Below are 12,587 nucleotides of genomic sequence, written 5' to 3'. Positions count from 1 at the left end.
AAATGAAAAGCGTACGTTTTGAGCGTGATGGGAAGGTTGGGAATATCGTACTGGCGAATCCGCCCTACAACCGGCTTGATCAGCGTTTTGCCCAATGCCTGCGCGAAGCAGTTCACGAGGCGGGTGAAAGCGATATCCGGGTGCTCGTCGTTCGCGCGGAGGGGCCGCATTTCAGTCTCGGCGGCGAGATTCGCGACTGGCCGGGTAAGGACCTGAACTGGGCCCGCACGTTCATCGCGGAGATCAATACGTCGTACCGCGCGATCGAGGCGCTGCGTGTTCCGACAGTGGCGGTGGTGCAGGGGCTGGCCTTCGGTGGTGGCCTCGAGCTCGTGTTGAGTTGCGACTTCATTGTGGCTGCGACGGATGCCGTATTCCGCTGCGTCGAGGTGACGACCGCGATGTTGCCGCTCGCAGGCGCGGTGCAACGGCTTGCTGAGCGTGTGGGGCGTGGTCGCGCATCGCGCTTCGCCATGCTGGGCGAACCGATCCCGGGAAGCGTGGCTGGCGAGCTCGGGATTGCCACACATGTGGCCGAACCGGGTGAGCTCGAAAGCGTCGCGAAGGAACTGGTGACGCGACTTGCGAACGGCCCGACGCTGTCGTATGCGGCGACGCGCACCCTGCTCAAGACCTGGTCGAGCGGCGGTGTGGCAGGTGCCGACGTCGCAATGCTCGACATCGGCATGGAATTGTACAAAACGGAAGATGCCACGCGCGGCTTCGTCAACACGGCCGAGGCGTTCGACCGCGACGAGGAACCGGGCGATCTGGTGTTTTACGGCAAATAGCGTGGAACTTTCGCCGGCCATGAGCGTGGCGCCACAAATCGACGGGCTTTCCCCGGCTTGTTGAAAAGTGTCGCCGGGAGGACGACGACAAGACACGCGAGAGCGTCGTCGATGAATGGATGCATACGGGCGACCTTGCGACCATCGACGCCGAGGGTTATTGCAATATCGTGGGCCGCCTCAAGGACATGGTGATTCGTGGCGGCGAGAACATCTACCCTCGGGAGATCGAAGAATACCTATTCAGGCATCCAAAGATTCAGAATGTGCAGGTGTTCGGCGTGCCGGACGAGAAGAACGGCGAGGAACTGTGCGCGTGGATTGTGCTTCGGCAAGGAGAGTACGTCACGGAGGAAGACATCCGCGACTTTTGCCGAGGACAAATTGCACACTGAAAAATACCCCGGTATGTTCGTTTCGTCGATGAAATGCCGTTGACCGTCACCGGGAAGGTTCAGAAATTTGCGATGCGGGAGGAGATGATTCGGTCGATGAATTTGAGAAAAAAAAGACGGCATGAAAGTTGGTTTGGCTAATAGAACAGGTCATTCAGGCTCTCTATGTAATTAGGCATCCATATCAAGTGTGGAAATGCCGATGAGTGACAGGATTTGATATCAGGAGAAATCGATATGGCAGAAATTACTACAGATGTGCTCATCGTGGGATCGGGGCCCGCAGGCTCCGCCTGTGCGGCGCTGCTCTCGACCTACGGTGTCGAGAACATGGTCGTCAACATGTACCGTTGGCTGGCCAACACGCCGCGAGCACATATTACGAACCAGCGAACGATGGAGGTCCTGCGCGATCTCGGAACGGAAGTGGAGCAGGAGGCTTACCTGTACGCGACCAGTGATGATCTCATGGGCGGAACGGTTTTCTGCGAAAGTCTGACGGGCGAGGAGATTGGTCGGGCGCCGAGCTGGGGCTTGCATCCCACGTCGCGAGGGGAGCGCCGCCTGGCGAGCCCGACCAGGATGAACGATTTGCCGCAGACGTTCATGGAACCGCTGCTGTTCAAGACGGCTTGCTCGCGGGGCACCGAGGCACGGATGAGCACGGAATACGTGAGCCACACGCAGACGGTCGACGGCGTGATCACGGTATGCCGTGACCGGTTGAGCGGCGAGGAGTTCACGGTCAAATCAAAGTATCTGGTCGGCGCGGACGGCGGGAACTCCGGGGTGGCAAAGAATGCAGGGCTGCCTTTCGAAGGGAAGATGGGTGTGCGCGGCTCGATGAACATCTGGTTCCGCGCCGATCTCAGCGAGCTTGTCGCGCATCGCCCCGCAGTGCTTTACCCCATCATGCAACCGGGTTCGGAAGTCGGCGGCATCGGAATGGGCGTGATTCGGATGGTGCGACCGTGGAATGAGTGGTTGATCGTCTGGGGCTATGACATCAATGATCCTGCTCCGGTTATTGATGAAGCCAAGGCCACCGAAATCGCGCGACAACTGGTCGGCAAGCCGGATCTCGAGATCAAATTGCTGGGGGCGAACACGTGGACGGTCAACAACATGTACGCCACACGCATGCAGGACGGACGGGTTTTCTGCATGGGAGACGCCGCACACCGGCACCCGCCGTCGGGCGGGCTGGGTTCGAATACCTCCATTCAGGACGCGTTCAATCTCGCCTGGAAGCTCGCGGCGGTAATCAAGGGGAAAGCGGGCGATGCACTCCTCGATAGCTATACGCTGGAGCGCGCCCCAGTCGCGAAGCAGATTGTCACCCGTGCCAATCAGTCGATTGCAGAATTTGCGCCGCTTTATCAAGCGCTTGGAATCGCGGAAACGACGGATGCGAAGGTCATGCAGGCCAACATGCATGCTCGCAGTCAGTCGACTGCCGCCGCGGAAAAGCAGCGAGAGGAAATTCGCAAAGCGTTGGTGTTCAAGAAGTATGAACTGGACGCCCACGGTGTCGAGATGAATCAGCGCTATCGCTCCAGTGCGATCGTGACGGACGGTCAAGAAGAACCGGCCTTCGAGCGCGATTCCGAGCTTTATTACCAGGCGACGACGTGGCCCGGCGCCCGCTTGCCACACGCCTGGGTGTTCGACAAACAGGGGCGACAGCACTCGACGCTTGACCTGGCCGGGCATGGACGTTTCACGGTCTTTACCGGGCTCGGAGGTGAGGCATGGGTCGAGGCCGCTGCACACGTCGCCGGGGAGCTTGACGTTGAAATCGATGTGCGCGTCATTGGTCCGCGACAGGCGTATGCGGACCATGCGGGCGAGTGGGCGATCGTAAAGGAGATCAGCGACTCCGGCTGTCTGCTGATCCGCCCGGACCACCATGTGGCGTGGCGCAGCTTCGAACTGGCGGCTGATCCGGCTGCGGAACTTCGCCGCGTCCTGCAGACCGCACTCGCAAAATAGGCGCTGTCGGCCGCGTCTCGCCCCAGACCGTTCGCGGCGTGCAAGGGGTAAGACGCGGAATAGTGGGAGAGAAAAGTGAAGAGAATGCGAGAAAGTCGCAGAGCGGCCGAGCCTGGCTGCAAGCGGTTCTTCACGCTACTACCGCCAGATTTTGCACGATTCGCACGATTACCCCAAATTGATATTCCTGCGCGGTGAGCAATCATATCTCGCGATTAGCGAGCCAGACACTGGCCGCGCCTGCGAACCGCTTGGGGGCGGCCTGGTAACTGTGCGGGGTCGTCAATGGAGAGCCGACTCCGTTAACTCATCGACTCCCCGTCGCGTCCGCATGGACGTCGCCCTTGTTCAAATCCGTAGGCCGAATATGTGCCCAGGCTCAGGCATTCATCCCACCATCCACCGTAAGATTCGCGCCGGTAATGTAAGAGGCCTCCGGGCCGGCGACGAAAGCTACCATTGCGGCGATCTCCTCAACGCGCCCATAGCGACCGAGTACTGTGGCCGCCTTCTGCGGCACCGCCCAATCGCCTGAGGCGGGATTCAGGTCTGTATCGATCGGACCCGGCTGGACGTTGTTAACCGTGATGCCCCGACCTCCCAACTCTCGAGACAGCGCCTGAGTGAACATCCTGACGGCTGCCTTCGTGGCCGCGTAGGGCACCAGCCCGGGCGCGATGGCACGCTCGCCCACCGCCGAACCGATCATGATGATGCGGCCACCATCACGCAGGTGCTTCAGCGCAGCTTTGGTCGTAGCGAACACGCCGCGGATGTTGATGTCGATCACTCGATCCATCTCCTCCAGTGTCGTGTCTTCGAACGGTTTCGGAATGGCCGTGCCGGCATTGTTCACCAGCACATCCAGCCGGCCGAAGGTCGCAAAAGTTTTTTCGACCGCAGCCTCGACAGCTTTGACGTCAGTAGCGTCCGCCTGGATCGCGATAGCCTTTCCGCCATTGAGTTCAATCTCTTTGACTACGGCCGAAGCCGCGCTGGCGTCCTTCGCATATGTAAAGGCCACCCGCGCTCCATCCGCGGCGAGACGCTTCGCGATTGCCGCACCGATGCCGCGTGAACCGCCGGTAACGAGTGCCACTTTCTGAGCCAACTTAGACATGTTATTTCCTAAGGTTTTTGTGAGCGGTTCACCGCGTCACTAATCCAGTTAATGATTGACTGTTGTCGCTGTCCGGACCATTTTCCAAAGAGCTATTGGCGCGTAGGGGCAACGGTTCATGCCCTCTGGCTGAGGGCCTTGTGCTGTTCGGGCTAGGTGACAGTCATGTCAATCTCCGTGAAAGGTCGAGCGTCGTGCGTGCGATGGTGAGCGACTGCGGGCGCTCAGTTGTCGGTCGAAGCGGCCGGCCGCTCGTCGATCGCATCCACGCGGTCCGGATAGAACGCGAGGTGATTGCGGATCCGTGCGACGGCCTCGTACGGGTTCTCGTAGGTCCAAACGGCGTTGACCGCGCGCTCGCCGCCAGCCGGAATCGAGAAGTACGCGCAATCGCCCTTATATGGGCAGTAGGTCGCGTGGTCGGTGCGCTCGAGCAACGTCATGTCGATATCCTTTCGCGGGACGTAGACGACTGCCGGGTAATGGGCCTCGCGCAGCGTCAACGCATCCTGCGTATCGACGATGACCTTTCCGGCCACCGTGACCACCACCCGCGACGGATTGCGTTCGATGGTGATCGGATGGTCCTTGCCCGGAATCTTCACTGGCCGGGCGGCGGAAGTGGTGTTGCTGACCATGGGTTTCTCCTTGAGTTGGCGCTTCAGGGGCGTTCGTTCGAAGACACTGGAAACGGGCGTGAATCGGGTTGGTCTAGAGTTTCGAGCCGCCGTCGACACGCAGCGTTTCACCGGTAATCCAGCGCGCTGCTTCCGAGGCGAGAAACGCAACCGCTCCGCCGATGTCATCAGGTTGCGCGACGCGCTTTAACGCCTGCATGCCGAGCGCGACCTCGCGTCCCGCGTCGGTCTTGGTGAAGTTCGACATGTCGGTTTCGACGACGCCGGGCGCAACTGCATTCACGCGAATCTCGCGTTCACCAAGTGCCGAAGCGAAATGCTTGACGAGTGTCTCGACCGCCCCCTTGGTAGCCGCGTATGCGGGGAACTTGCCGACCGCGGCATGCGCCGCGAGCGACGAGAGCAGGACAACGCTGCTGCCTTTGCACATCACCGGCAGTAACTGCTGCACGAGGAAATAGGGCGCACGCACATTCACGGCGAACAGGTCGTCGAAATCTTCGACGGTCGTTTCCTCGATGCTTGCGGCCTTTGAAATACCGGCGTTCGCCACCAGAATGTCCAGACGATGGCCGACGACAGCGCGTACGCGTTTTGCGAGCGTATGCGGGCCGTCTGCGTCGCGCAGATCCGCGGCGATTTTCTGGGCGTTGCCGCCGGCCGCGCGGATTTCGGCGACGACAGCATCCGCCGCCTTTTCCCCGCTGCTGTAGTGAACGAGCACCTGTGCGCCTGCTTTCGCGAGTGCGAGCGCACTGGCGCGGCCGATGCCGCGTGAGGCGCCCGTGACGAGCGCGGTCTTTCCGGCGAGGTGGCTCATGATAGTTCTCCTGATCGCTGTGGGTTCGGCATCAGCCCGCCGTTTTGCCGCCGTCGACGGAGACGATCTGGCCAGTCACGAACGACGCGGCATCCGATGCGAGAAACAGGATCGCGCGGGCGATGCCTGTAAGCGCACCGGTAATTACAACGACTGGGCTGTCCATTTCAGGCTCTCCTGCGATATGGATGAGAGGTAGTGGGGCGAGGGCGGGTGCCAGTTCGTTGTGGTTTGCTGGTAGGCCCCGCGACGCCCCTTGTTCGCTAATCTAGTGGTCGATTGCGAAAAGCAAAAAGACTTTGTAGGCTGGTGGGCATGCCTATGAGGCATAGGATGCGGGCGAGGAGCATATGGAACTTCGACATCTGCGGTATTTCGTTGCCGTCGCGGAGACGGGCAGCCTCACGGTTGCGGCCGAACAGCGTCTGCACACGTCGCAGCCATCTCTTAGCCGACAGATTCGCGATCTGGAAGACGAGGTCCGCGCGGAACTGTTCAGCCGCAGTGCGCGCGGCGTCGAACTGACTGCATCGGGCAAGGCTTTCCTCGACCATGCGCGGCTGGCGCTCGCGCAGGTCGACGCCGCGATCGAGGCAGCGCGCCGCGCCGCGCAGCCGGCGAAACAGGCCTTCGCGCTCGGCTTTCAGACCGGCGAGGAAATAACCTGGCTGCCGCGCGCCATGCAGGTTCTGCGCGATGAATTGCCGAATATCGACGTCACCGTATCGAGCAGCTATTCGCCGGACCTCGCCGATGCGCTAGCGCGTGGCCGGCTCGACCTCGCCTTTCTGCGGGCCGAACCGGGATTCGATCTCGACTATCGCGTCGTCGGCAGGGAGAAGCTCATTGTGCTGATGCCGAGCGACCACCGGCTGACCGCACGAACAGCGATCCGCCCGGAGGATCTCGTGGGCGAGACGTTCATCATGGCGTCGAACAAGGCGAGGGTGCTGCACGACGTGATCGAGCGGTATCTGCAACAGAGCGGGGTCGATATCACGCCCGACCACGGCGTCGACAATCTCGCGATGGCGATGTCGCTCGTGGCGTCCACGCGTGGGCTGGCGTTGATGCCGGAGTACGCGAACAATCTGCTGCCATGGTCGGTCGTCAGCCGGCCCCTTGAAGGCGATGCACCGACGGTTGATCTCGTCATTGGCTACAGCAGGTCGAACACCTCTCCAGTCCTGAAGCTCTTTCTTTCGAGAGCGGAAGAACTCTCGGCACCGTTCACTACACGATCCTCATGAGGAAAAGCCCGACGTAGTGCCCTCGTGCCTGGCGAATACGTAGTCAGCGCGCATTGCGCCGGTCCTGCCGATACGCCAGAAGGCAACAGCAAATCGGTCATTGCCTCGCGCATTTGACAAAAGTTCACCGCGGTTCAGGCCGTAAGCTGCTTCAATAGTTATTGGCAGCCTCGATGGGCAGCCGTTGTCTTCACTCGTTTTTCTTTTTCTGAGTGATTTCTTCTCTTGTCTCCGATTTGCGCGTCCGTTCATCGACGCGCTTTTTTTCTCCTCGACGACTCTCGATCAACTCGATTCCGGAGGACGTGTGAACGCGCGGATCCGGTCCGGGCTGCCGCTGGCCGTCCATCGTTGCAGGTTCGATACGTCAGACGCCTGTGCCGGATGCGCTGTTCGTGGTTGTCCGCAGGCGGCCGATATGCCGCTCTTCAGTGTGTCCTGGCGCCGTCCGACGTCGCCGGCCGCGCCACCCCGCCCGCAGGACGGAATACGGGCGCTGGCATGCCGCTGACGCGTCCGGGCATGGCTGGCGCCTGCATGCCAGGGCCGCGACCGGACGGTACGAAGCCTGGCGCGACGTGCGGCATCACCACGGCGGCTGGCCGCGGCATCGGGTGCGGTATCTGCGCTGGAGGCGCCCGCAGTACTTGCGGCGTCTGTACGTGGGGCACCTGCATTGACAGAGGTTCCTGTGCGCGGGGCGCCCATACCTGAGGCATCTGCTCATGGGGAACCTGCGGCGCCGGTGGGACCTGCGCGCGGGGCGCCGTCCATACCTGAGGCGTCTGCGCGTGAGGAGCCTGCGGTGGCTGAGGTACCTGTGCGCGGGGCGTCGTCAATACCTGAGGCATCTGCGCATGAGGACCCTGCGGCGGAGCCACTGGAGCCGCCTGCGGATGCGCGCCCCCTGGCATCCCCGCGACGGCCGGCACGGTGCGCGATGAAGGAACGGCCAACGCAGCCGGATTTCCGCGCGAGGCCGGGCGCGCATCCGGCGACGCGGCGTTCGACGCAAACCGGCTCTGCATGACCGGGTCGCGGTACGGAACGCCGTGCCGATGCCACGGATCGTGCGTCCACTCGACTCCCGACGGCCGATGGTGGCGGTTTAGGTCGGCGAAGCGGTCGCGGTCGAGGTCGATGTGGTGCCGATGCCAGTCACAATGCTCCCAACCCCACAGCGGCACGACTATGGCTACGCTCACCCAGCCGAAGCCGAACGGACCGGGCACCGCGTCGTAGAAGTCATTTGGGAAATAGTAGGGCGGATAAGCGGGATAAGGCCAGGCGCCATAGGCAACCGTCGGGTTGTAGACCGGAACGTAGACGGTGTCCGCGCTGGCGGGCTGAATCGTGATGTCCTGCCCGACCTGGTTGACCGCCTCCTCCGGTATCGACTGCAGCGTGCCTGCCGCCTGCGCACGCTGGCGAAGGCGCTGGATCGAATCCATGACCGCCGGCTGGCTGGCCAGAAAGGCGTCGCCAATGCGCTCGGTCCACTCGAGGTTGTCATCGAGCATCTTCAGCACCTGCGGAAACGGCACGAGCGACTTCACACTCGGATCCCAAGGCTGCTGCTCGAGCGCGCCAGTCAACTGCCCGCCCTGGAGCGCCGCGTTGCCCGGCTGCTGAACCCAGCGATCGGCTTCGACGACTTCCAGCGGATAGGTCGCCGCCATCAGGATCTGGGCGACCAGCGGATCAGGATAGAGCGCGATCGGCGCGAGCATTTGATCGAGTTGCTCTGCCGTCAACGGCGCGGCGGCCTGCGGCGCCGGCTGGACCTCGCTCTCACCATACACTCCCGATGATGCTCCGAGGATCAGGCTTGCCAGCATCCCGGCGAAAATCCGGAACATGGTCGACTTCATCTTTCCTCCTCGCAAGGCGCGATCCACGCAGATCGGCTGCGGATCGCCCTCGAACCAGACATCCCTGGTCTGTTGTACTTTTGACTCCGATCGAACGTGCGAATTCGCGAACGCGGGGCTGCTGCCCGGTCGAAATCGTTACCGCTGTTACAGTTCCACGGAAGGAACGATCGGGACGGGCGGCAAATTCCAGCGCCGCCCGCGCGATCGGGTTCCAACGCGGGGATTGCGCCGTCGTCAGGGCGATTACATTGGGATGTTGGGATGCGCGGTGCGCAGCGTCGAACGCTCGAGGTCGGACCGAATCGTGAGTGACGCCCGGCCTGCGGCGCCCTGCGCGCCGGGTGCCGAAACGAGAGGCGCGCGTCTAGCTACAACTGGTTGCGGATTTCGATCAGGTTCGGCGCAGCACGGTTTCATATGTCTGCAGCAGGCTCGGCGAATGGACTTGCATTGACTCGACGACGCTCACTCCTGCGACCAACGAACAAGGTCTGCGCGAAACGCATCGCTATTCATCACGATTCGTTTATTGTGGATAAAGCGTTTCACGATCTGCACTGTCTTCAAGCGGGCGGTGTCGGGCAACGTGACCACCGCAAACTGACGCTGTGCGGGAATCGGCAGATCAAAAATACTGACACCATCCGGCGCAGGAAAGACCGCGAGATGTGGCAGGATTGAATAGCCGATGCCATGCCTGACCATTGCCACGACACTAGTGTCGGTCGCCAACGTGCGCGAGGGTTCCGCATCGAACCCCGCCGCACGACATTGCTCCAGTATGGCAAATGCTCCAGAGCAATTGAGCTGGATATATGGCACGTTATTGAATTGGTCCCATGACACCGGCGCGCGCAACGGCAGCGAGGACGGAGCGACAAGAACGTACGAATCCGATACATAAGGACGCTTCACCAAACCCGGCCCGACTGGCAAGTGTGCAATACCAATATCGGCACGCCCTTCTTCAACCGCGCGGGTAACTTCCTCGCGTTCCTCGCAGCTGTCATCGACGTCGACCCGGATCCCGGGATACTCGGCGGCGAGCGCTTCAAGCGCGCGCGGTAGCAAATGAGTACTGACGCTCCGAAAGCAGGCGATGCGCACTCGACCCACAACCTCTTCATTGTCTTTCGCAGCATCGATCAGACTGTCCGTCAGATTGAGTATCTGCCGGGCTTTCGAAAGCACGCGGTAGCCGGCATCGGTCGGTACGCAGCCCGTTCGGGAACGCAACAGTAGCCGCGTTGCCAGAATTCCCTCCAGTTCCGTGATCGCGTGACTGATGCGCGACTGGGTACACCCCAACTCCAACGCGGCACTGCCAAAGCCGCCTGCATCGGCGACGGCGATTAGCATTTCGAGTTGATTGAGCTTCAGTTTGTTCATTCCGACGATCGAAATCCTTCATGGATACGCCGCAACTATATGGGATTTCGGTTGTTGCGAACAATGAGCGACCGGAAAATCAATTTCACCGATCGTGTTCCATTGAAAGGAGAGAAGAATGAACTCGCTACCACTCGACACTGTCCTGATCGTCATCGATGTGCAACAGGCATTTGACGATCCCAGTTGGGGGCAACGCAACAATCTCGCCGCTGAGGCCAACATCGCTGCACTCCTTACCGGCTGGAGAAAGGCGCAACGGCGGCTGATCCACGTCCAGCATCGTTCTCCGCGGCCGCAAAGCTTGTTCCATCCGGATCGTCCGTGCCCGGGGAGCCCGTTATCTACAAGAACGTGAACAGTTCGTTCATCGGCACCGATCTTGAACAGCGCTTGCGCGCAATGAGTGCCACGACCCTGGTCATCGCCGGCATTACGACTGACCATTGCGTGTCAACCACGACACGCATGGCTGGCAATTTCGGATTCGCCACTTACATTGTGTCGGATGCCACCGCGACATTCGAGCGTTGCGGACCGGACGGCAAATACTTCAGCGCGGAGCAGATGCATGAGACCGCGCTGGCGAGCCTGCACCGGGAATTCGCCACGGTGATCGATACCGTGAGCGCCCTGGCCAAGCTGTAGGAGACGCGGTCATGCGCCTAGTCACCGGCAGCAAGAACTTCTCTTCCTGGACCATGCGTCCATGGCTCGTCATGCGGTATTTCGACATTCCTTTCGACGAAGTGAGAGTGAACGGTTCAGCTTCCGGCTTGACCTTGAAGCGCATTGAATCGACCCGATACGGCCGAGCGCATTGCCCGTTATTCGCCTTCGGGGCGGATACCCAGCCTGCTTCTCGACGATCAGGTGATCTGGGATTCGATGGCGATCTGCGAGTACCTCGCGGAGCGTTTCCCCGATCGCCTGCTGTGGCCGCAGGATGTGAAGAAACGGGCGCATGCACGAAGCATTTGCCTGGAAATGCACGCCGGGTTCACCCACATGCGGCGCGAATTGCATCTGGATATCTGTATGCGCGACCCTGTCGCGGGCAAGAGCGCGCTCGGCATCGCCGAAGTCAGGTGGGACGTGCAACGCGTCGAACAGATCTGGGAGACGTGCCTGGCGCAATATGGCGGCCCCTTTCTCTTCGGCGGATTTTCTATTGCAGATGCATACTTCGCTCCGGTGACGCTGCGGTTTCTTACCTATGGATTGTCGGTTTCGTCACGCGGTGTGACTGACTATATGAACAAAATCCCGGACCTGAAACCGGTAAAAGAATGGGTGGCGGAAGCGATGCGAGAGCAACGACGCTGAACGTCAGATACCAGGAGTGCTTGAAGACCCCAAAGGTCGGTTCCTGCCGTTCGTGCGTTGCCAAGCAGCACGTCGACATCGCTCCGCACGGAGATAGCAACGAACGACCGTTTTGGAAAAATCTGAAGGACAGTTGTGGGCCGGTTACGGAACTATCCGCGCGGGGGATCCGAACATCGCGATGTTTCAGGCGCTTAGCACCTGTTTGAACTGTTGCACGTCAACTCGTCGACCGACTGTAGACTCCATTCGACACTCGAGCGACGCCTTGCGCTTTTCTTCAGCGTTCGCGATGAAGTCGGACAGTTCGCGCTCCAGAGCTGAGTCTTTGGTGCCCGGCTTCCACCTCGCGGCTCCGTGCCGCCGGCGCGTGGTCCGGGCAAGTGCTAGCGCTGCCATCGCAGCCTTCGCACATTCGTATTCAACCTGACCACAAAGGTCGATTGGCTCGCCGAATTCGCGGAACGCTTCCACATACTCCCGAGCGGCGTGCACTGTCGCCGGATACTCACGGAGCTCGGAGATAACTTTGCGGCTCAGGACATGCCACTGAAGCCTGTCCGGGTAGGCAAAGGCGGGAATGGAAACGCCCTTGCTGGCTTCGCGGTTCATATGGCCGACTGGCTCCGCTGCTGCCCAGGTGGCCTTATGCATCATTGTCCGGCAGGTTCGGGCGTAGCTTTCCAGCGATAACGCGAGCTCCAATCCAGTGTCGCGTCGCTGACGCTTGCGCTCCCTGGCATCCCTCGCTGAAATCCAGGTGAGCGTTATGACAGAACCGACTGCCGCTGATGTCAGCGCCAAAGTCACCGGAGTGTTCCAGTCGATTCGCTGGAGATATTCAAGCCATTCCTGCCGCATACGTTGCGCCTCGGAGAAAGAGGTGCAGAGAGTATAAGCAATCGTTTGCGCAGCAATCAGAGCAAAATTGGCGTTGTGTGTTTTCCCCACAATCGCTTCAGTACGGCGGTGAGTATCTTGACAAAATATGC

12 protein-coding genes and 2 pseudogenes are annotated in these 12,587 nt (G+C 60.8%); 7 read left to right on the top strand and 7 right to left on the bottom strand.

Features of this window, described 5'->3' with window-relative positions:
- Positions 1-2: 2 nt before the first annotated feature.
- The 3 genes and pseudogenes from GNZ13_RS10745 to GNZ13_RS10735 all read left to right on the top strand — a co-directional run bounded on the left by GNZ13_RS10745 (position 3) and on the right by GNZ13_RS10735 (position 3,178).
- A complete protein-coding gene (locus GNZ13_RS10745) occupies positions 3-791 on the top strand; it encodes an enoyl-CoA hydratase/isomerase family protein (protein ID WP_172163357.1) in 789 nt (262 codons plus the stop codon).
- Between the two features lie 77 nt (positions 792-868).
- Positions 869-1,327: pseudogene (locus GNZ13_RS10740) on the top strand (AMP-binding enzyme); the annotation flags it as partial.
- 96 nt (positions 1,328-1,423) lie between these two features.
- A complete protein-coding gene (locus GNZ13_RS10735) occupies positions 1,424-3,178 on the top strand; it encodes an FAD-dependent oxidoreductase (RefSeq protein ID WP_172163354.1) in 1,755 nt (584 codons plus the stop codon).
- Positions 3,179-3,557: 379 nt separating this feature from the next.
- Here the strand turns inward: GNZ13_RS10735 and GNZ13_RS10730 are convergent, their stop codons facing one another.
- The 4 genes from GNZ13_RS10730 to GNZ13_RS10715 form a co-directional block, all read right to left on the bottom strand.
- Positions 3,558-4,298: an SDR family NAD(P)-dependent oxidoreductase gene (locus tag GNZ13_RS10730; protein ID WP_172163351.1), complete on the bottom strand. Its 741-nt coding sequence runs from the start codon at positions 4,296-4,298 to the stop codon at positions 3,558-3,560.
- A gap of 224 nt (positions 4,299-4,522) precedes the next feature.
- Positions 4,523-4,936 (bottom strand): DUF427 domain-containing protein, encoded by a 414-nt coding sequence (locus GNZ13_RS10725; RefSeq protein WP_172163348.1) that lies wholly within the window; start codon positions 4,934-4,936, stop codon positions 4,523-4,525.
- Positions 4,937-5,009: 73 nt separating this feature from the next.
- Positions 5,010-5,756: an SDR family NAD(P)-dependent oxidoreductase gene (locus tag GNZ13_RS10720; RefSeq protein ID WP_172163345.1), complete on the bottom strand. Its 747-nt coding sequence runs from the start codon at positions 5,754-5,756 to the stop codon at positions 5,010-5,012.
- 31 nt (positions 5,757-5,787) lie between these two features.
- Complete coding sequence (locus tag GNZ13_RS10715; RefSeq protein WP_407945621.1) at positions 5,788-5,922, bottom strand: SDR family oxidoreductase; 135 nt, start codon at positions 5,920-5,922, stop codon at positions 5,788-5,790.
- A 184-nt stretch (positions 5,923-6,106) separates the two neighbouring features.
- Here GNZ13_RS10715 and GNZ13_RS10710 point away from each other — a divergent pair, with 184 nt between their 5' ends.
- Complete coding sequence (locus tag GNZ13_RS10710; protein ID WP_172163342.1) at positions 6,107-7,006, top strand: LysR substrate-binding domain-containing protein; 900 nt, start codon at positions 6,107-6,109, stop codon at positions 7,004-7,006.
- 428 nt (positions 7,007-7,434) lie between these two features.
- Here the strand turns inward: GNZ13_RS10710 and GNZ13_RS10705 are convergent, their stop codons facing one another.
- Both GNZ13_RS10705 and GNZ13_RS10700 read right to left on the bottom strand, forming a co-directional pair.
- Positions 7,435-8,877, bottom strand: a complete 1,443-nt coding sequence (locus GNZ13_RS10705) for a DUF3300 domain-containing protein (protein WP_172163339.1) — start codon at positions 8,875-8,877, stop codon at positions 7,435-7,437.
- 468 nt (positions 8,878-9,345) lie between these two features.
- Positions 9,346-10,269 carry a LysR family transcriptional regulator gene (locus GNZ13_RS10700; protein WP_268959146.1) on the bottom strand — a complete coding sequence of 308 codons (924 nt, stop codon included), beginning with the start codon at positions 10,267-10,269 and terminating at the stop codon, positions 9,346-9,348.
- Positions 10,270-10,387: 118 nt separating this feature from the next.
- On the opposite strand from GNZ13_RS10700, the gene GNZ13_RS52200 reads away from it, so the two are divergent.
- From GNZ13_RS52200 to GNZ13_RS10690, 3 genes and pseudogenes are all read left to right on the top strand, one after another.
- The gene (locus tag GNZ13_RS52200; protein WP_236001937.1) at positions 10,388-10,627 is read left to right on the top strand and encodes a cysteine hydrolase family protein; all 240 of its coding nucleotides are present in this window, start codon (positions 10,388-10,390) and stop codon (positions 10,625-10,627) included.
- On the top strand, positions 10,594-10,917 hold the full coding sequence (locus GNZ13_RS10695) for an isochorismatase family protein (RefSeq protein ID WP_328807212.1): 324 nt from the start codon (positions 10,594-10,596) through the stop codon (positions 10,915-10,917). Before GNZ13_RS52200 ends, GNZ13_RS10695 begins: the two co-directional genes overlap by 34 nt.
- An 11-nt stretch (positions 10,918-10,928) precedes the next feature.
- Positions 10,929-11,595 (top strand): annotated as a pseudogene (locus tag GNZ13_RS10690) (glutathione S-transferase family protein).
- Positions 11,596-11,781: 186 nt separating this feature from the next.
- Here the strand turns inward: GNZ13_RS10690 and GNZ13_RS10685 are convergent.
- A partial coding sequence (locus GNZ13_RS10685) for a hypothetical protein (RefSeq protein WP_236001936.1) occupies positions 11,782-12,587 on the bottom strand: 806 nt, incomplete at its 5' end.

It is taken from the genome of Paraburkholderia elongata (assembly GCF_013177735.1).
GTDB classification, from domain to species: Bacteria; Pseudomonadota; Gammaproteobacteria; order Burkholderiales; family Burkholderiaceae; genus Paraburkholderia; species Paraburkholderia elongata.
The sequence above is the reverse complement of the archived record's forward strand: the minus strand, read 5'-3'. Positions and strand labels throughout refer to the sequence as shown.